The 19,213-nt window shown below is 60.0% G+C and carries 15 protein-coding genes and 1 pseudogene; 6 read left to right on the forward strand and 10 right to left on the reverse strand.

What is annotated here, in order from left to right; translation table 11 throughout:
• Positions 1–117: 117 nt before the first annotated feature.
• Entirely contained in the window at positions 118–510 is a 393-nt protein-coding gene (locus tag AC4ANE_RS27185; protein ID WP_002555923.1) for a DUF3301 domain-containing protein, read from the forward strand.
• Positions 511–618: 108 nt separating this feature from the next.
• Here the strand turns inward: AC4ANE_RS27185 and AC4ANE_RS27190 are convergent, their stop codons facing one another.
• Positions 619–1,590, reverse strand: a complete 972-nt coding sequence (locus AC4ANE_RS27190; protein ID WP_002555924.1) for a CobW family GTP-binding protein — start codon at positions 1,588–1,590, stop codon at positions 619–621.
• A gap of 52 nt (positions 1,591–1,642) precedes the next feature.
• On the opposite strand from AC4ANE_RS27190, the gene AC4ANE_RS27195 reads away from it, so the two are divergent.
• A complete protein-coding gene (locus AC4ANE_RS27195; protein ID WP_002555925.1) occupies positions 1,643–2,017 on the forward strand; it encodes a hypothetical protein in 375 nt (124 codons plus the stop codon).
• 4 nt (positions 2,018–2,021) lie between these two features.
• On the opposite strand, the gene AC4ANE_RS27200 is transcribed toward AC4ANE_RS27195, so the two are convergent.
• Both AC4ANE_RS27200 and zigA read right to left on the reverse strand, forming a co-directional pair.
• Positions 2,022–2,672: a DUF1826 domain-containing protein gene (locus AC4ANE_RS27200; protein WP_002555926.1), complete on the reverse strand. Its 651-nt coding sequence runs from the start codon at positions 2,670–2,672 to the stop codon at positions 2,022–2,024.
• The gene (gene zigA / locus AC4ANE_RS27205; RefSeq protein ID WP_002555927.1) at positions 2,672–3,883 is read right to left on the reverse strand and encodes a zinc metallochaperone GTPase ZigA; all 1,212 of its coding nucleotides are present in this window, start codon (positions 3,881–3,883) and stop codon (positions 2,672–2,674) included. Before zigA ends, AC4ANE_RS27200 begins: the two co-directional genes overlap by 1 nt.
• Before the next feature lie 140 nt (positions 3,884–4,023).
• Here zigA and AC4ANE_RS27210 point away from each other — a divergent pair, with 140 nt between their 5' ends.
• Positions 4,024–4,407 (forward strand): hypothetical protein, encoded by a 384-nt coding sequence (locus tag AC4ANE_RS27210; RefSeq protein ID WP_002555928.1) that lies wholly within the window; start codon positions 4,024–4,026, stop codon positions 4,405–4,407.
• A 5-nt stretch (positions 4,408–4,412) separates the two neighbouring features.
• Here the strand turns inward: AC4ANE_RS27210 and AC4ANE_RS27215 are convergent.
• Together AC4ANE_RS27215 and AC4ANE_RS27220 are read right to left on the reverse strand one after the other, a co-directional pair.
• A pseudogene (locus AC4ANE_RS27215) lies at positions 4,413–5,644 on the reverse strand (N-acetylmuramoyl-L-alanine amidase).
• A 199-nt stretch (positions 5,645–5,843) separates the two neighbouring features.
• A complete protein-coding gene (locus tag AC4ANE_RS27220) occupies positions 5,844–6,365 on the reverse strand; it encodes a DUF3617 domain-containing protein (RefSeq protein ID WP_002555930.1) in 522 nt (173 codons plus the stop codon).
• Between the two features lie 169 nt (positions 6,366–6,534).
• Here AC4ANE_RS27220 and cls point away from each other — a divergent pair, with 169 nt between their 5' ends.
• Entirely contained in the window at positions 6,535–7,974 is a 1,440-nt protein-coding gene (gene cls / locus AC4ANE_RS27225) for a cardiolipin synthase (RefSeq protein ID WP_002555931.1), read from the forward strand.
• A 46-nt stretch (positions 7,975–8,020) separates the two neighbouring features.
• Here cls and cfaB read toward each other — a convergent pair whose 3' ends face one another.
• The 5 genes from cfaB to hflK (AC4ANE_RS27250) form a co-directional block, all read right to left on the reverse strand.
• Positions 8,021–9,208 (reverse strand): C17 cyclopropane fatty acid synthase CfaB, encoded by a 1,188-nt coding sequence (gene cfaB, locus AC4ANE_RS27230; protein ID WP_002555932.1) that lies wholly within the window; start codon positions 9,206–9,208, stop codon positions 8,021–8,023.
• Positions 9,209–9,479: 271 nt separating this feature from the next.
• On the reverse strand, positions 9,480–11,405 hold the full coding sequence (locus tag AC4ANE_RS27235; protein WP_002555933.1) for a cation-translocating P-type ATPase: 1,926 nt from the start codon (positions 11,403–11,405) through the stop codon (positions 9,480–9,482).
• Positions 11,402–12,472 (reverse strand): protease modulator HflK, encoded by a 1,071-nt coding sequence (gene hflK / locus AC4ANE_RS27240; protein ID WP_002555934.1) that lies wholly within the window; start codon positions 12,470–12,472, stop codon positions 11,402–11,404. Before hflK (AC4ANE_RS27240) ends, AC4ANE_RS27235 begins: the two co-directional genes overlap by 4 nt.
• Positions 12,469–13,506, reverse strand: coding sequence for a protease modulator HflC (hflC, locus tag AC4ANE_RS27245; RefSeq protein ID WP_002555935.1), 1,038 nt, complete (start codon positions 13,504–13,506; stop codon positions 12,469–12,471). Before hflC ends, hflK (AC4ANE_RS27240) begins: the two co-directional genes overlap by 4 nt.
• Before the next feature lie 11 nt (positions 13,507–13,517).
• A complete protein-coding gene (hflK, locus tag AC4ANE_RS27250) occupies positions 13,518–15,464 on the reverse strand; it encodes a protease modulator HflK (RefSeq protein ID WP_002555936.1) in 1,947 nt (648 codons plus the stop codon).
• 186 nt (positions 15,465–15,650) lie between these two features.
• Here hflK (AC4ANE_RS27250) and AC4ANE_RS27255 point away from each other — a divergent pair, with 186 nt between their 5' ends.
• Positions 15,651–16,685, forward strand: coding sequence for an IS110-like element ISPsy16 family transposase (locus AC4ANE_RS27255; protein ID WP_015060660.1), 1,035 nt, complete (start codon positions 15,651–15,653; stop codon positions 16,683–16,685).
• Between the two features lie 815 nt (positions 16,686–17,500).
• Positions 17,501–19,120: a glucan biosynthesis protein D gene (locus AC4ANE_RS27260; protein WP_002555832.1), complete on the forward strand. Its 1,620-nt coding sequence runs from the start codon at positions 17,501–17,503 to the stop codon at positions 19,118–19,120.
• Positions 19,121–19,213: the final 93 nt, after the last annotated feature.

Raw genomic sequence — 19,213 nt, forward strand, 5'->3', positions numbered from 1 at the left:
GGGGGCGGAATCCTGAACACGATGCAAATGCAATAATGAGAAATATAAGTTGCGCAGTATGGCTGTAAATCACTCAGGGCAGTTAAGCTGGTAACTCCTACGCTGGAGCACTCCGTCATGCTGACCCTGGGAAACATCTTCGTGCTGATGCTGTTCGCAAGTGCTGCGGCCTGGTGGTGGCATGCCCATGGTCTGCGAGAGAAAGCGCTGGCGCGCGTCAAGCAGCATTGCGCACGCCTTGAGCTGCAACTGCTGGACGACGCCGTTGCCCTGCGCCGCCTGACCTTCGCCCGCGACGCTCAAGGCCGCAAGCGCCTGGCCCGCGTGTATGGCTTCGAGTTCACCGTGACCGGCGAGCAGCGTCACCCTGGCACGATCACCATGTTCGGCGCGCACACTGCGCAAATCGAACTGGCACCCTACCCGTTTGAAATCAAGACGCCACCACCCAGCGCTGAAATTATTCAAATGAGCGAGTGGCGTCAATCGCATCAGAAATGGAAGCAGTAGCGGCTGGTTAAATGCAAATCGTTGTGGGAGCGAGCTTGCTCGCGAAGAGGGCGTCAAAGCCCCCGAAAAGAGGGCGTTGAAGGGTCGCCTTCGCGAGCAAGCGGCGCATCACGCCAGACACTCCACCATCTGCGCCTGCAACTTATCCACATCCTGCGGTGTAGAGAAGATCAATTCCAGGCGTGAATCCTGACGCCATTCGCTGATTTGCCAGGCCAGCGGAGCACCGTCGACCACATTCCCGGAATACCAGCCGCCTTCGCTGTGGATAACCATCTTTGCCCGCCGCCACTCAATGCTTTCCAGCCAGTACAGAATGCGCTGCAGGTCGAAGCGCTGCGAGGGATGCCAGCGCCAGCCGATGCTCCAGCCTTCAGCACTTGCCTGAATCAGGCAGATCGGTACCTTCGGGTCGACCCATAGCGCAGGCAACTGGCCAACGCTGTTGGGCAGCATCAACTTATCCACAGCCTGTTTATCCACAACGGCAGCGGCGTTGAACCCCGGTATTTGGCTCGGGTGCAGCTCCCCGTATCGGGTCCAGATCAAGGCGTGCGGCAGCAACTGTTCGGCCAATGCCAAGCGAGAGACTTCATCCAGCTGCTCGGACTTGTTCATGACCACAAGCCCTGCATCCGCCAGTGCTTCCTGTTGAGTGCTCGGCAACGGTTGTCCGGCGAGCATTGCTTGCGCGTCCAGCACCACCACTCCGGGCTGAACATTCAGGACGCCACGCCAGGGCGCCTCGCGCAATTGCGCCATGAGTTGCGCAGGATGACCCAACCCCGAAGGCTCGATCAGCAGACGATCAGGCCGGGCCTTGCGCAACAACCGCCCCAGACCGATCTGGAACGGCACGCCATTGACGCAACACAGGCAGCCGCCAGCCACTTCGCCAAGTGCGATACCATCGGCATCCGTGGTCAGCAGGGCGGCATCCAGACCGATCTGTCCGAACTCATTGATTAACACGGCCCAGCGTTCATGGGCGGGTTTCTGCGCCAGCAGGCGTTTGATCAGGCTGGTCTTGCCGGCGCCCAGCGGGCCACCGATGACATGCGTCGGTATGTTTTGCAGCATGGGATCACTTTTGACGAATGCGTGGGTCATTGAAGAGCAAGGAAGGGTAATGATGCAAGTGATGTGGCTGCCCGCCCGCCTGGCACTGACGCTGCTGGCGGTGAGTTCGGGGACGGCGTGGGCCGAGGCGTGTCTGGTCCACAGCCAGGCCGAAAGGCTGGATGTGAAAGTCTGCCAGGAAAATATCAATATCCCGGCAGACCTGTTCCACGACAGCTTCTGCAAGCCACAACTGGCCGGGCAGAAGACCGAAACGACCTACTCGCAACAGTGCCCGGCAGGTGCCTTCGGTGTCTGTCGCAATGCGCAGGTCGCCAATCTGCCGTATCGCGAGCACATTCACTATTACGGGGTCGCCCGTGACGCGCTGTACCTCAAGCCCTTCTGTGAAGGCCAGAGCAAGGGGCAATGGGTAACGCCTGAATAAAGCTTCAGTCCAGCCAGTCCAGCGTCAGAATCAACCTGCGCTCGTTACGCAGCAGTTGCGGCGAGCGATGGATCAAACCGAAGCCTTCGTTACCGTGCCAGCGTTCACCTTTGAGCAACGCCACTTCCCCGCTGTTGATCTGCTGGATGTCGGCGGCATTGGTGGGCTCGGCATCGAGGCGACCGAGTTGTTTGCGGTCCATGACGTCTTCATGCAGCCACTGGCTGCCCACCCCGCCGTAAGTGGTGATGAGGCGCACCGGCACATGATCGACATGGAAACGCGGGCACATGGCTTTATCGAGCACCCGCAGGCGCAGGCCAACGCACTCGGCACCCAGCAGACAGGCATAAGCGCTGACCAGCCAGGAAACGTCGGCAATGAAACCCTGATACCCCTGCAAATCGGAATATCCCCGAGCCAGCGTGGTCAGGTCAGGCTCGACTTCACCCCCCCTTACTTGCAGGGGCATGGACTCGGCAAGGGGCTCGCCCATCGACAGCAACAAGGCACCGAAATCTTCGATGTGCGCAGGCAGCTGACGCTGCCAGACCGCAAGGTTGACGTCATCCTGGAGGATCTCGCTCAATACCTCAGGCGTGCCGCCGTGTGCCTGACGAACGGCGTTCTTGTCATTCAAACGATAGGCCAGCATCAGGCAGCCACCTCTTCTTCGTACCAGTCGCCAAAAGGATCGGCCAGCGTGCGCCAGCGCTCGACACCCGCCGCCATTTCCGCATCGGTGAGCAGGCAGTTATCCAGCTCGGCGGTCAGCCGTGCAAAATCGATGTTCTGGCCAATGAACACCAGTTCCTGACGGCAGTCACCGGTTTCAGTCGACCAGTTCTCCAGAATGGATTTGACGCTTTCTCTGTCCTCTGGCCAGCTTTCACGGTTCACGAAGCGCCACCAGCGTCCGGCAAAACCGTGGCGCATCAAGCCGCCCGCCTGCGACCAGCTACCTGCATCCTTGTATTTGCTGGCCAGCCAGAAGAAGCCTTTGGAGCGCAGCAGTTTGCCATTGGTCCACGGGCGATTGATGAAATTGAAAAAACGCTCCGGATGGAACGGGCGCCGGGCACGATAGGCAGTTGATGCTATGCCGTACTCTTCGGTTTCCGGCGTGTGTTCGCCGCGCATTTCCTTGAGCCAGCCCGGTGCCTGAGACGCGCGCTGGAAGTCAAAACGCCCGGTGTTGAGAATCGTCGCCAACGGCACCTGGCCCATCACCATCGGCACAATCTCGGCTTCGGGGTTGAGGCGCTTCAGGATCGCCATCAGCTCTTCACGCTCACTGGAGCTGATCAGGTCGATCTTGCTGAGCAGGATGACGTCGGCAAATTCGATCTGCTCGATCAGCAGGTCGGTAATCGAGCGGTCATCGTCTTCACCCAGGCTTTCACCGCGTGTGGACAAGCCGTCCGCCGCTTCGTAGTCGAGCAGAAAATTCACGCCATCGACGACGGTGACCATGGTGTCCAGACGCGCCAGATCCATCAGGCTTTTGCCAGCTTCGTCACGAAAAGTGAAGGTCTCGGCCACTGGCAGTGGTTCGGAGATTCCAGTGGATTCGATCAATAAATAGTCAAAACGACCGTCCTGAGCGAGGCGACTGACCTCTTCGAGCAAGTCCTCGCGCAAGGTGCAGCAGATGCAGCCATTGCTCATCTCGATCAGCTTTTCTTCGGCACGGTTCAGGCTGACATCGCGCTGAACTTCGCTGCCATCGATATTGATCTCACTCATATCGTTGACTATTACGGCAACCCGCAGGTTTTCACGATTGCGCAGCACATAATTGAGTAAAGTGCTTTTACCGGCCCCTAGAAAACCGGACAGAACGGTAACGGGTAGAAGATTTGCCATCAGGATTCTCCAGGCAGCTGCAAGGCTTGAACCTTGTTCATGTCGGCTGCAACGAATCCCTCAGGCAGCCGGTTCTAATCACATCGAGATGTTATAGTATAACAACACACAATAGCTACGGCCTTGGTGAAGGGATCTTCATGAGACGGGTTTCAAGAGGTTTGTTGGCGATGTTGATCAGCGCACACTTGATGGCAGCACCACCCAGGCCTTCTGCCGACCTCGCCACCTGTACGCGTAGCGCGACGGTGCTGGCGTGCAGCGATGCCCAAGGCAATAGCTACAGCGTGACCACAGCCGGATCGACGACCTGGTTGAAGGGTTACGAGGTACTCAATAAGCGCCGCTGGACGCAGACCAACAGTCGCTATGGTCAGCTGACGTTTTTTACCGGGCTGGCTTCCAATGGCGAAGCCTGGGTAGGCACTGTCCAGCGCGTGGGCTGGACAACAATCACGCGGGTGTCCAGCTCAAGCGGTACGCGCAGCAAGATCACCTGCAGCCGGCTGAACGGCTGCCGTTGACCTGATCAGACCTGCTGCTCCTGCTCCTGCTTCTGCGCTTGCAGCCAGGCCATGTGCGAATCCACTGGCGGGTTGCGCTGGAAATAGCGCTGCAGGCCATCGAACAAGCCGTCTGCAACGGCCTGCTGATGACGCGCTGTGACCAGACGCTGACTGTCTCGACTGTTGGAGATAAACCCGGTTTCGACCAGAATCGACGGTACGTCCGGTGACTTGAGCACGGCGAACCCGGCCTGCTCGACACGCTTCTGATGCAACGTGGTAATGCCTTCCAGACTGCCGAGAACGGTGTGGCCCAGTTGCAGGCTGGCTGCAATGGTAGCGTTCATCGACATGTCGAGAATCACCCCGGCAAGCATCGGGTCCTTGTCCTTGAGGTTGAGCAGCGACGAGGCACCCAACAAATCGGCACCGTTTTCTCGCTGAGCCATAAAACGCGCCGTTGCCGAGGTTGCACCGCCTTCGGAAAGGGCAAACACCGAAGCACCAGAGGCCGTCAGACGAGGCGCTGCGTCGGCATGTACGGAGATGAACATGTCTGCGTTGGACTTGTGCGCGAACTCGACGCGCTTGCGCAGCGGTACGAAGAAGTCATCGTTGCGCACCAGACGCACGTCGAAACCCTTCTCGCGCTTCAGGCGTTTGGCCAGCAACTGCGCGATGGAAAGCACCACATCTTTTTCGCGTTCACCCCGAGAACCTACAGCGCCCGGGTCCTTGCCGCCATGACCGGCATCGACCACCACCATGATGTCGCGTCCGGTGTGCGCCTTGTTGGTCTGGATCGGGACGGGCACCGGTGGCGGCAGCTCAGCCATCTGCACGGGCGCATGGGCCGTGGAACTCATGTCCAGCACCAACCGGTGTCCCTGCCCACCTTCCGGGCCGAGCAGGAAACTGTTGAGTTGCACTGGCGCGGTCAGGTCCAGCACGATGCGCGTGTCGTCACCCTGGCCGTAGTGCCCGGAGCGAATGGACTTGATAACGGTACGGTCCAGCGCCAGTTGGCTGAAGTCGCCGGTCAGCCGCGAACCGCTGACATCGATGATCAGACGATCGGGGGCGGTAAGCGTGAAAGTTTTGTACTGCACCGGCCGCTAAGGTCGAGGACCAGGCGCAGCTTGTCGTTGGTACGCCACAGGCGGGCGTTACGAATCTGTGTGGCATAGGCACCCAACGGCAACGTCAGAGCCGCGCTGGCCAGCAGCATGTTGAGCAACACTTGGCGTCGGTGCATGGAACATCTCAAAGAGCAAATTGAGCATCCCGGCTCACGAAGGGTTCATCCACATCATTAGTAATAATATAACATGCAGTTACGAACGAAAGATGAAGCCCTTCATGAAGATTCCGTCATCTGGCGCCCCGCCAACGTGACAAAAAATCACCGCCTTCAGACAGAGTGTTCCACGTGGAACATAACCCTCTGAATTTGATCAGGTACGCGGGGCGACATTGCCGCACTGTGGCCCCAGCCATACAGCGCGAGTGTCCATGCTGCCATTCTGTTGCTGACCAGTGGCGTTAAAAGTACCTACCACGTTTGTGGTGAACTCACGATCACTAAGGAACTGCGCCTGCCCGGTGCCCTGAGCTTTTGGGCAGCTAAACTGAAAGTTCCAGGTCTTGCCATTTCGCGCGGTGATTTTTTGCGTGCACCCGGAAGCCGGATCAGTCAGCGGGATGTTGTCAGACTGTACCTGAGCCTGTGTCAGGCAGGCTCTCACGCCCTTGCCGCCGAGCGACACGCCCTGCTTCTTCATCATCTGTTCCATCATGGCGCGCTGCTCAGGCGGCAGATTCTGCAATTGCCCCAGCATCAATTGCATGTCCGGCAATTGCTGTCCGTCCACCTTCATATTGCTCGACGTCAGTTCCCACAAGCCGGGTTGCAGCATCTGCGCTTGAGCCAGGGGGGTAGCCAGGCAAAACATCCAGGCCAATATGCGTTTGTTCATTTCAAGATTCCTGATGGACGATTGCAGATGTAAACGGGGCCGGAATCATCCAGCCGGAAGATAAGCCTTAGACGGCACAGGAGTCGCCCAGTTGCATGGGGAATAAAATAGCGACATTCCCGTTCAGCTGTGGTCTGTTAGGCAGCAAAGACGAGGAGCATTGTTCCACATGGATTATCACGACCCGTACTTTTTTGGTTATGTCCTCGGCTTCATTCATTTGCTGGGCACAGGCGCCGCCATTCACGCCCTGCTGACGGTGCGTACCTCTCAAGGTGCGATTGCCTGGGCGATGCCGCTGCTGTTCATTCCGTATTTCACCCTGCTGCCTTATCTGGTGTTCGGCAGAAGCTCGTTCGACGCGTATATCAAGGCGCGTCGACAGGCCAACCAGGAAATGCGCATTGCGATTGGCAGCCTCAACTGGCGGCCGTGGATCGAGGAAGCTGTGGCAGCACGTCGCTCGGATGCCTATGCAGCGTTGCGCGCCATGCCCAAGTTGGGAAACATGCCTGCACTGGCCAACAACAAGGTCAGGTTATTGATTAATGGTGAGGAAACCTTCGGAGCGATCTTCAAAGCCATCCGTGAGGCGAAAAAGACAATCCTGATTCAGTTCTTCATCATTCATGACGACAACCTCGGTCGCCAACTGCAAACACTGCTGCTGGAAAAAGCCGCCGAGGGCGTAGGCATCTTTGTCCTTTATGACCGGATCGGTAGCCACGCACTGCCGGGGGCCTACATCGACAAATTGCGCGACGGTGGCGTGCAGATAAAAGCCTTTGCCACACGTGGCGGCTGGCTGAATCGCTTTCAGATCAACTTCCGCAACCACCGCAAGATCGTCGTCGTCGATGGCCTGAAAGGCTACATGGGCGGGCATAACGTCGGTGATGAATACATGGGGCTGAAGCCGCCGCTGGCACCCTGGCGCGATACCCATGTAGAAGTCATCGGCCCGGTGGTCGCCTGCCTGCAGGAGTCGTTCGCCGAAGACTGGTTCTGGGCCACCCGCGAGCTGTCACCATTGAGCCTGCCTGATGAGTTTCCCGAGGATGGTGTGCTCTGCCAGTTGCTGACCAGTGGCCCGGCCGATGCGCAGGAAACCTGCTCGCTGTTCTTCGTCGAAGCCATCCACGCTGCCGAAGAGCGCGTATGGATCACCAGCCCTTACTTCATACCTGACGAAGCCGTGACCGCTGCGCTGACCCTGGCGGTACTGCGCGGGGTGGATGTGCGCCTGCTGCTGCCCTCACGACCTGATCATTATGTGGTCTATGCCGCCTCCAGCCTGTACGCCTTCGATGCCGTGCGTGCCGGCGTGCGGGTATTCCGTTACGAACCAGGCTTCCTGCACCAGAAGGTCGTGCTGGTCGACAACGACATCACTGCCATAGGCAGCGCAAACCTCGACAACCGCTCGTTCCGCCTCAACTTCGAACTGATGCTACTGACGGTCGACAGCGACTTCTCCAGCCAGGTGGAATCCATGCTCACTGCCGACTTCAACCTCGCCCGCGAAATATCCGTGCAGGAAAGCCACGAAACGCGGCGCCTGCATCAACTGGGTATGCGCGTGGCGCGGCTGATTTCGCCGATTCTGTGACGCCCCTGCTCACTCAACACGCATGAGCGGGAACAACAGATAAGTCTCATCCATAAATATCCTCCCGCGTCAGCGGCAACCCGGTCTTGCCATCGGCAAAGGGCTTCACGGCGAGTATCTGGTGCAGGTTGATCCAGCCCTTGGCGAATCCATAGGCGCAGCCCGCCAGGTACAGACGCCAGATGCGCAGGGTATGTTCGGGCACGATACGGGCGGCTTCGCCGAGCCTTGATTCAAGCCGCGCGCTCCAGTGTTCCAGCGTTCTGGCGTAGTGCGGGCGCAGGCTTTCCACGTCGACTATTTCCAGCCCGGCTTCACTGATATGGGCGCTGATCATGGCCAGGTGCGGCAGCTCGCCGTTGGGGAATACATAGCGGTCGATGAACTCCCCGGCACCGCGCCCGACAGGACGCCCGTCCGTATGCCGGGCGGTGATCCCGTGATTCATGACCAGGCCGCCCTCCTTCACCGCACCGAACAGGCATTGCGCGTACAACGGCAAATTAGCGTGCCCTACGTGCTCGAACATACCGACGCTGACCACCTTGTCGAAGCGCGCATCCTGCGGCAGGTCGCGGTAGTCGAGCAGTTGCAGGTCGACCTTGTCCTGCAAGCCCTCGGCCTGCACTCGTTGACGGGCCAGCGTCAGTTGTTGCTCGCTGAGCGTGATGCCGAAAACCTTCGCGCCATATTCGCGAGCGGCAAACCGCGCCAGTCCGCCCCAGCCGCACCCCACGTCCAGCAGATACTCACCTGGCTTGAGCCGTAACTTGCGGCACAGGTGGTGGAATTTATCCTGCTGCGCCTGCTCGAGCGATTCGTCACCGGTCTTGAAGTACGCGCAGGAGTAGACCATCTCTTTGTCGAGCCAGAGCTGGTAGAAGTCGTTGGATACGTCGTAATGGTAGGCAATCGACGCGGCGTCAGTGTCCTTGTCATGCTGGACGCGGATCGGGTTGTCGGTGCTGTCATCATCATCCACAAGGGCATGAGTCAGTTCATCGCAAACCCGGACAACTTCGCTGATCGAACCTTCCAGCTCCAGCCGCCCCTCTACGAAGGCACTGCCCAGCAAGCCCAGGCTGGGGTGGTTGAAATCGGAGACCAGTTGCGGGTCCTTGACCACTATCGTGACGCTGGGCGCAGGCCCCAGGTCCATCTGATGGCCGTCCCAGAGCTTGAGCCGTAACGGCAGATGAAGATTCTGCAAGGTCGTTGGAAGTTGTGTAAGCATTCAAAATCACCCCCTTATCCAGAAACTCAAAAAGAGTAATCCAGCAAGGGCCCCGCAAAAGGGCCCGCAAAGGCTATTGGCGACGGCAAAACTGCAATGAATCAACTTCGGGGAACAGCCCTGTGCCCACTGATTCGAGCCGAAAGACAGCCTGAATTTGGATCACGCACTGAAATACAGCGCTTAATTTGTAACAGAATTCGTCAAAGCTCAAGCCGTTTTATAGCGCTGATCAGCGCCGCTAGCCTGAGCCTTGTCGTTCACCAAATGCCTAGAGCTTCAGCAATGGCTCCTGAAAGCGCAGCAGGCGACCGGCATTGCCCAACACCAATAAGGTGCTCAGATTGTGCAGGATAGCCGCGACCATTGCGCCGGCAGCGCCGAGCAGACCAAAGGCGGCCAGCGCAACGATGGCCAGCGTCCAGCCCAGACCGATGATCACGTTGACCTGTAAGGTCTGACGGCACTGACGGCTGAGCCGCACACAGGTGCCCAGACGACGCAGATCGCTGCCGATCAGCACGATATCGGCGGAAGCCAGGGCAATGTCCGCCCCGCCCGCCCCCATCGCGACGCCGACCACGCCTGCCTTGAGAGCCAGCGAATCGTTGACCCCGTCACCGACCACCATCGGCCGGAAGCCACTGGCGATCTCGCCCATGACACGGTTCAGTTTGTCCTCCGGCAATGCCTGCGCCTGAACGTCTGCTATGCCAATATCGTGTGCCAGGTTGTCGGCCACGCTTTGTCGGTCGCCGGTCAACAGCAACTGCCGTCCCATGCCCAGCTCACGTAATTCAAACAGCGCAGCCTGCGCTTCAGGCTTGACGCTGTCGGCCAGCAGCAGCCAGGCCAGGAAAACGCCATCCAGCGACAACCCGGCCAGCGGGCCGTCATGTGCAGGTACGCCGGGGGTGACAATGCCCAACTGCTCGAACAATTCCGGACGACCCAGCGCTGCCTCACCCTGCCCGGTGGACGCCACCACACCCAGTCCCTGCCGCTCACGGGTGTCCAGCAACGGCAGCAGCCGAGTGTTATCCACAAGCCCGGCCAATGCACGGCTGACCGGGTGACTGCTGGCCGACCCCAGGCTGGCCGCCAGTTCGAGCAATTGCGGATGCTGCACCCCGTCAGCCTGCACCGACTGCAAGCGCAGTCGGCCATAGGTCAGGGTGCCGGTTTTATCCACAACCAGTGAGTTCAGGTCAGCCAGTTCTTCGAGAAACGCCGAACTACGGATCAAAATACCGTGCCGTGCGGCGACTGCGATACCGGCGATAGCCGTGGCCGGAGCCGAAAGCACCAGTGCGCAGGGACAGGCAGCCACCAGCACCGCCAGCATCGCCTGAGCATCCTGAGTAATAAACCAGGTCAGCGCCGCGATCAGCAAAACCAGCACCATGTAGCTGCCTGCGTAGCGTTCCAGCAGGCGTGTGATCGGCGGCTTGGAGCGTTCCGCGCTCTGCATTAGCGCGATGACCTTGCCCAGCGTAGACTCATCGCCGATGCGGGTCACTTCGATACGCAGCAGCCCGTCCAGGTTGATCGCCCCACCAAACACTTCGATGCCGATACTGGCTTCCAGCGGCACCGACTCGCCGGTAATTGATGAAGTGTCCAGACTGGCCTGCCCGGAAAGAACCCGACCATCGGCCGGGACGCGGTCACCCGCACGCACTTCAACCTGATCGCCAGCCTTGAGCATTGCGTTGTCGACCTCGCGAATATTGCCGTCAGGCCCGAGTAAACGTGCCTGACTGCGGGTCAGACGACCCAGCGCTTCGATGGCTTCCTGCGAGCCGATCACGCTGCGCTCTTCCAGCACATGGCCAAAGATCATGATGATCGGCAGCAAGGCGGCGGTCATCAGATCGCCAGTGGCCCAGGCACCGAGCATCGCCAGCGCGATCAACTGATCGGTGATGCCATGCAGGCTTGGATGCCGCAGGCTGTGCCAACCGGCGCTGATCACAGGTATCGCCACCAGCAGCGAGGCAGCGCCCAACAGCAATTGGCTGACACCTGCCTGTTCCGGAGCGAAAAAACGCCAGACCAGACCCAATGCCAACAGGCCCAGCGCCAGCATCGCGAGGGTCAATTGCCGGGCTGCGCTACGCTGCTCTGCGTTGCTCAGCAGACTGCCATCCGCTTGCGGTTTGATGGCGTGATGGGTGTGAACGGCTTCGCCACTCATTGCGGTGCTCCCTGAATGATCAGGCGGGAATCGTCTTTGGGATCGACGGTGGTGACCGAACCTGCCTGATGCAGAATGCCCGGCACACGTTCACGGTAAAGGCGCTGCATGAGGCCGGGATCGCTGCGGTTCTCGGCAGATTGCGTCAGGCTGACGACGGTCGCGGTGGCTGCCTGTGCCTTGGCCAGGCGCTCGGAAGCTTGTGCGTGCGCCACTTGCAGGGTCCGATCAGCGTGTTGATTAGCGGTCTGGGTCAGTTTTTCTGCATCCGTGCGTGCGTTGGCCACGGCCTGGTCGGCCTGCTGACTGGCCGTCAGCACGGCATTGAAAGCATTGACCGCCGACGTCGGCAGGCTCGACTGCACATCCACCCGAGCGACTTCGACGCCAATGCCCATCCCGGTCGCGTTGAGTTCAGTCAGGTGTTGATTGATACCGCGCACCAGGTCGCCGCGCAGCCGCTCACGGCGCTCTGCTGCCTGGCTGTCAGCGCCGATCAGCTCGGGGCGGGCAACCAGAATGGTGTCCAGGTCTCGCGCTGCAGTCAGCGCCACGGCGCTGCGATTGACCAGCCGGTCCAGTGCGGGCAATACATGATCGCCCTGCAATACGAAGGCGTTGGGGTCAGTCACTTTGTAGAACACGGTGACGTCCAGCTGCACCACACCGGCATCACCGGTCAGCAGAAAACCGGAACCAGCCAGAGCATCGCTCATTGGCGCCGACAGGGTCGCGATTTCATCGGCTTTCAGTGCCGCTGGCGAACGCAGCAAGGTTTCCACCCGTCGCTCGATCACCCGATCAGCCGAGGGCAGCAGTACTACCTGCTCGAACGGCTGCGGCCAGGCGGTCAGCAATCCTGCGTTCTGCACCCGCTCGAGCGCGCCGAAGCGCATGACCACGGCACGGTTCTGCGGATCGATCTGGCGCACGTTGGACGTCGCCCAGGCAAGCGCAGCCAGCAGGGTCACGCCATACAGCCCGATGAACGCCAGTCGGCTCGCCTGCAACCATGGGCTATTGGCAGGCGGTCGTTGCGTTACGGGCTCGTCGACCGGTTGGCTCATGGCTGAGTTCCGCTCTTGCCGTCCAGCGTAGGCGGGCCATCTACCAGCACGCGGAATGGGGCGGCGTCGGTGCGCAGTATCAGGCGAGTACCCGGCGTCACGATGGTGCCCAGCGTGTCCAGCGAGCGCAGCAGGTTGTAGAGCTGCGGCGAACCCGCATAGGCGCGGCCATAGATCTGCGCGGCTTCAACACGGGATTGCGCTTCGATATCGGCCGCCTTGACCGTGGCATCGGCCTCGACAATGCGCGCGTCGCGCTCGGCTGCCGAACGAATCTGCGCCGCTTCACGCTTGCCCACGGCGGTCCGCTCGGTGGCGATGGTCTCGCGCTCGGCGCGCATGCGGTCCACCGTGGCGTTGAGCGTCACCGACGGCAAGGTCAGTCGTTCTACGCCTACCTGCAGAACACGAACGCCATAGGTCGCCAGCAGTTGCTGATCGATCTGCTGACGCAACTGATTTTCGAACGCGGTGATATTCACCTTGTTGGCGTCGGTGTTCACCAGGCTGGACAGGTCGAAACTGCTCGCGGTGGTTTCCAGCGCCGAGCCTACAAAGGTGCGGATCTGCCGCGCTGCTTCGTCGGGCTGGTTTTGTACCGCGCGCATGAAGCGCTGCACGTTGTCGGCATCGCCCTGTACCTGCCACGCCACATAGGCCTGAACGATGATGCGCAAGCCGTCACGGGTGCCGACATCCTGCAAACCGCTGGACGTGGTACGCAGGCGCAGATCCACCGGAATGGTCGCTTCGAACGGTGCGGGCCAGCGCCAGTTAAGGCCCGGGTCGAGCAGAACGCGGGAAGGATTGCCGAAGCGGGTGACGACGGTCGCTTCACCCGAGCGCACCTGCACCAGGCTCGCCGCCGCAATCGCGAAGGCGATCAGCACCGCCGCCAGGCTTGCCCGTCGCCAAGGGAACGCTGCCGGACCGGTCGCGCCATGATGATGGTGATGATGGCCGTGGCCGCCATGACCGTGACTGTCATGGCTATCGTGGTCGGCGTGATCGTGATGATGATGAAACAGACTCAAGGGACGACTCCTTACTGAACGGCTTTACGCGGCGCCGTTGGGTCTGCCGGTGGGGTGAAGGTACGCAGGTCGATGGTCGGCGCGTTATCGCCGCCCAGACGGTGGTCGAGTATCAGCAGCTTGGCATTGCCCAGGCCTTCGGTCAGTTGCGCCAGGTATTGTTCCAGCAAAAACGCCTGCCCTGCCTTGGCATAGGCCTGGCGCTCGGCACTGAAGCGCAGGTCCGCGCCTTGCGCTGTGGCCAGAACTTCACGGGCTGCGGCACTGGCCTGATCGCGGGCAACGCTGGCATTGAGTTGCGCCTGGTTGGCCTTGTCACTGGCCGCACCGCGTTCGCGGGAGATCAGCGCCTGTGCGCCGATCTGCGCAGCCTGCACGGCATGATAGGCATTGGCGGCACCTGCTGGCGGATGGATGGCTTCGACCACCGTGGCGAGCAGTTCAACGCCGCTGTCCAGACGCTGCAAGTCAGCCTGCACGGCTTTGCCGATGTCATCGGCCAGCCCGCTGCGCTGTTCGCCGAGCAGCTCGTCCAGCGTGCGCGAGGCAAAGTCATGCACCAGCACGCGGCTGGCCGTGCTGCGGATCAGAGAAGAAATATCGGCGCTGTTATAGGTCGAAGCCATCGCCGCGGCATCTGTCAGGCCGATGCGGTAGACGAACCGCACATCCATATTGACGATCTGAAAGCTCTGCTTATCGCCGGCACTGCTGGCAATGACCTGGGATTTTTCGTTGATATGGCTGGCATCCCACAGCCGGTTGGCGCTGCCCGGCGGCGGGCCTTCGGCCGGGTCCAGCGTCTGCTCGGCCGCGTCGGCCGCAGAAACACTGGTCGCAAGCTCATGTACCACGCCGTTTTCAACCGCCAGAACCCGGCCGAACGGCCAAGGTAAACCGACATGCAGACCCGGTCCGAAGACTTCGACCGGCTTGCCGAACCGCTCATAAATGCCTCGCCCCTGCATCGGAATTTCATGCACGCCGCTCAGCGCCCACCCCAGCGCTGCAACCACCGCCAGCACCGGCAAAAAGGCGCGGCGCATGTAGGTAAAGGCCCAGATCTGGCGCAGATCAATACCGAAGCGGTTGTGCAGCTCATGCTGCAAGGCGAGCAACGGGCGCGGCGGCCAGCGCAGCAGGTCAGCGATAAAACTGGCGGCCAGCAGGCGCGGCTCGAGACGCGGAGTGCGCGGGCTGAACACCGACAACACAGCCCGCAACAGAAATTCAAGCGCCACACCCAATGGCAGCAGGCCGGTCAACACAGCCAGCCGTGCAGACCAGACGCGATCAGCGCTGGAGAAGAACAGGCACAACGCGCCGACCAGCAGAACGATAAGCGTCATGCGCACCAGCTGCGCCAGCGCCCCGGCCTCTGGCGACTGGCCTTCGGGCTCGCTGCTCAGTTGCCGCTCGATGACCAATAGCCCGAACGCCAACAGCAACAGGATACTGCCCACCAGATTGCCTGAAGTGGAAAGGTCGGAGCCAGACAACGTCAGGTTCCAGAAGGCGCGGATGACGATCAACGCCAGCACTGCCCACCCGGCAAGCCACAGGGTCGAGCTGCCGATGTGCCGAACCAGTGACTCGCCCGAATCGCTCAGCCGGGTAAGCAGGCGCTCATACCAGCCGGTTTCATCGAGCGCTTGCGCCGTTGCGGGAGAGTCTGCGGCAACAGGTGCAGCCAACGCGCGGGCACGCCACATCGCGACGTGCCTGGCCGACTGCAGGCCCGCAGCGAGCAGTATCAGCGCCGCCGACGCATTGCCCAGCACGGCCATCCACAACGAACCAGGGGAAAACAGATCGATGGACAGCGCCAGCAGCAGCCCGAACGCGCCCACCCCACCGCTCACATACATCAGTCGCCCGAGACGCCGAACCTGTTGCACCGCCATTTGAAAACGCGGCAGGCCTTCGAGGCCATCGTGCTCACCCAAATCAACCCGCATCACTACCCCGGCACCCGCTGATTATTGCCCTGTGGAGAGCCGTGTATCGGCATCCATTAATGCAGCTGCATCATAGCGAATGAAAGGGACTTCCCCGTCCAGAGGGCGCGGCGAAAGTCGCGAATCGGCATCGAAGTGCCATGATGAAGTGTCAAACCTGCATCAAAACCACAGGAGGGGAAGTCCATGCCAATTATTACCGTGGGAATCGATCTAGCCAAGGCCGTATTCGCCGTTCACGGCGTCGATGAGGCTGGTAAAGCCACCTTGGTGAAGCCCAAGGTTGCGCGGGATCAACTGGTGCCATTGATCGCCCAGTTGCCCCCGTGCTTGATTGGTATGGAGGCTTGCTCAGGCGCTCATCATTGGGCGAGGGTGTTCGCCGAGCACGGCCATACGGTCAAGTTGATGGCTCCTAAACTCGTTTCGCCTTATCGAATGTCGGGTAAGCGCGGCAAGAACGATGCCGCAGATGCTGCCGCGATCTGTGAGGCAGTGACCCGACCCAGCATGCGGTTTGTCCCTGTTAAAGACGAGCATCAGCAGGCCACTCTTTGCCTTCATCGAACCCGCCAGGGATTCATCGAAGAACGCACCTCTACGTACAACCGACTGCGCGGATTACTTTCTGAATTCGGCGTGGTCCTGCCACAAAGCCCAGAGCGATTGAGAAAAGAGATTGGTCCCTGTCTGGACACCTTGCCTGGCTGGGCAAGACGGTGCATGAGTGAACTGTTGGAGCACACCAGCCATATCGAGGATCGGCTGGTGGAACTTGATCGAGCCATCAATCAGATCGCTCGCGAAGATGATCGTAGCCGTAGGCTGCTGCAATTGCGTGGGGTTGGCTCGACCACTGCAAGTGCTTTAGTGGCCAGTATTGGAGATGGGCACGACTTCAGAAACGGACGCCAAGTGGCTGCCTGGCTCGGTTTGACGCCAGGCCAATACAGTAGCGGCGGCAAGCAGCGCCTGGGGAGTATCACCAAAGCCGGGGATGCCTATTTACGCAGTCTACTGGTGCTTGGAGCTCGATCTGTCATGGCCAACCTGGGCGATAAGCAAGACCCTCTCAGTCGCTGGATCCGCAACCTCATGGAGCGACGGGGTTACTGGCGTGCGGCCGTGGCGATTGCCGCCAAGAATGCGAGGATGGCCTGGGCCGTTCTGCATTACGGCGACACGTTCAAGCCTGAACAGGCAGAACCAACGGGCGCGTAAACACCAGAGGTCATGACTGATCACCTTGTAAGGCGTTAGGGCGAGGATCATGAGCGGATAAAAGGATCAATGTGCACTGCCGTCGTTGATGTGAAGCGGGTTGGACCTGCGTGGGGGATACCTGAAAAATCGTATGGGAAATTCAGTCCCGGTTAGCGAACGAGGCCCTCACGTGCGTCTTTCATCAGGGTCCGAGCGATCAGCTCAAGATGACCGTTTGTAGTACCGCAGTCCTTCACCTTCTTTCCGAAGGTCCGGCATATGCAGCGGAGTCAAACAGAAACTATTGGGCTTGTGCTCAATGGGGAAGCCCTTGTAGTTACGATATAACACGCAGAGTGAAACTTTCGTCAGGACTATTGCCTGAACGAATGCGATATAGCGGCAAATGATTGGGCTGGATATCGTGCAGATGCTCCGCGCCAGCATGCGGTACTGGACGCTCTGCCTGCGGCAGACTGACATTTGCTCAGTCTGCGACCCGGCAAAATGGTTGCTGAATATTGCGCGCATATTCGGGCGCTCTGCGCCAACGCACCCTATCGTCCTGACCGGCGCTGCGCGCCCACCTCGCTCGCAAGCCTTGCGCCAAGCGGTGCCGAGCGCATTCAACCCACCCCAACAGGCCTGAAAAACGTCCATTCCTGCCATCTGGATGCCGCTTCCATTGAGCACAATCGGCGATTTTTTTTGACTGATTTCCGAACGGGATCTCGTCTTTGTTATCTGTTGTGGGTAGTTTGCGTTCGGCAAGGAGTCGTTGGCGCGCCATTTTTTGTGCAGGACGCACAGAATTACTCAGAGGCTTCACCCTTATGAATCGCAGAAATCTCCTGAAAGCGTCCATGGCGTTGGCCGCTTACGGCAGCGTGTCGGCCTCAGGGCTTTATGCTGCGCGAGCACTGGCCGCCGCAGCCGATGGCGAGATCGAACACTTCGATTTTGCAGAGCTGCAAGCCCATGCCAAGAAGCTCGCAGGCAAAGGCTATGTGAGCAACAAGCAAGTGCTGCCACCCGTCCTGGCAGATATGACGCCGCTGCAATTCAATGCCATTCGCTACGACCCGAACCACTCACTGTGGAAAGACGTCCACGGTCAGCTCGACGTGCATTTCTTCCACGTCGGCATGGGTTTCAAGACGCCGGTGCGCATGTACAGCGTCGACCCGCAGAACAAGCAGGCGCGCGAAGTGCATTTCCGCCATGACCTGTTCAACTACGAAAGCAGCGGCATCGACAAGAATCTGGTCAAGGGCGATCTGGGCTTTGCAGGCTTCAAGTTGTTCAAGGCGCCGGAAATCGCCATCAACGACGTTGCTTCGTTCCTCGGTGCCAGCTATTTCCGGGCCGTGGACAGCAACAAGCAATACGGTTTGTCGGCCCGCGGCCTGGCCATCGACAGTTACGCCAAGCGTCAGGAAGAATTCCCCGACTTCACCAAGTTCTGGTTTGAAACGCCAGACAAGAACGCCACACGCTTTGTGGTTTACGCACTACTCGACTCGCCCAGTGCAACCGGTGCCTACCGCTTCGACATCGACTGTCAGGCTGGCCAGGTAGTCATGGAAATCGACGCGCACATCAATGCCCGTACCGATATCCAGCAACTGGGCATTTCGCCGATGACCAGCATGTTCAGTTGCGGCACTCACGAGCGCCGCATGTGCGACACCATCCACCCGCAAATTCACGATTCGGATCGCCTGTCGATGTGGCGCGGTAATGGTGAGTGGATCTGCCGTCCGCTGAACAACCCGGCCAAACCGCAATTCAGCGCGTTCGCCGACACCGACCCGAAAGGTTTCGGGCTGGTGCAAAGCGATCACGAGTTTTCCAGCTATCAGGACACCGTAGTCTGGTACAGCCGCCGTCCGAGCCTGTGGGTCGAGCCGATTACCGCGTGGGGCGAAGGCGAGGTCAGCCTGCTGGAGCTGCCGACCACGGGCGAAACGATGGACAACATCGTGGTGTTCTGGACACCGAAGACGCCGGTCAAGGCCGGGGATTCGATGAACTACGGCTACAAGCTGTTCTGGAGCCCGTTGCCACCTGTAAGCACGCCGCTGGCGCAGGTCCACGCCACTCGTTCAGGCATGGGCGGCTTCCTCGAAGGCTGGGCACCTGGCGAGCATTACCCGAAAACCTGGGCGCGCCGCTTTGCTGTGGATTTCAACGGCGGCGGTCTGGATCGCTTGCCGGAAGGCACCGGGATCGAGCCCATCGTCACGGTCACGCATGGCAAGGTGCAGGACTTCAACATCCTCGTATTGCCGGACATCAAGGGCTACCGCGTCACCTTCGACTGGGTACCGGACAGCGACTCGGTCGAGCCGGTTGAAATGCGCATGTTCATCCGCACTGGCGACCGTACGCTGAGCGAAACGTGGATGTACCAGTACTTCCCGCCAGCACCGGACAGACGCAAGTACCCGTAGTCCGCAGATAGGTGACGCAGAGCGTCACGAAAGGCATTCCCACGCAGTGAACTGCCCCCAAGAAGTTGGACACCAATCCGACCTCACGGGGGT

The sequence above is a fragment of the Pseudomonas sp. Pme6b genome, from assembly GCF_058129925.1.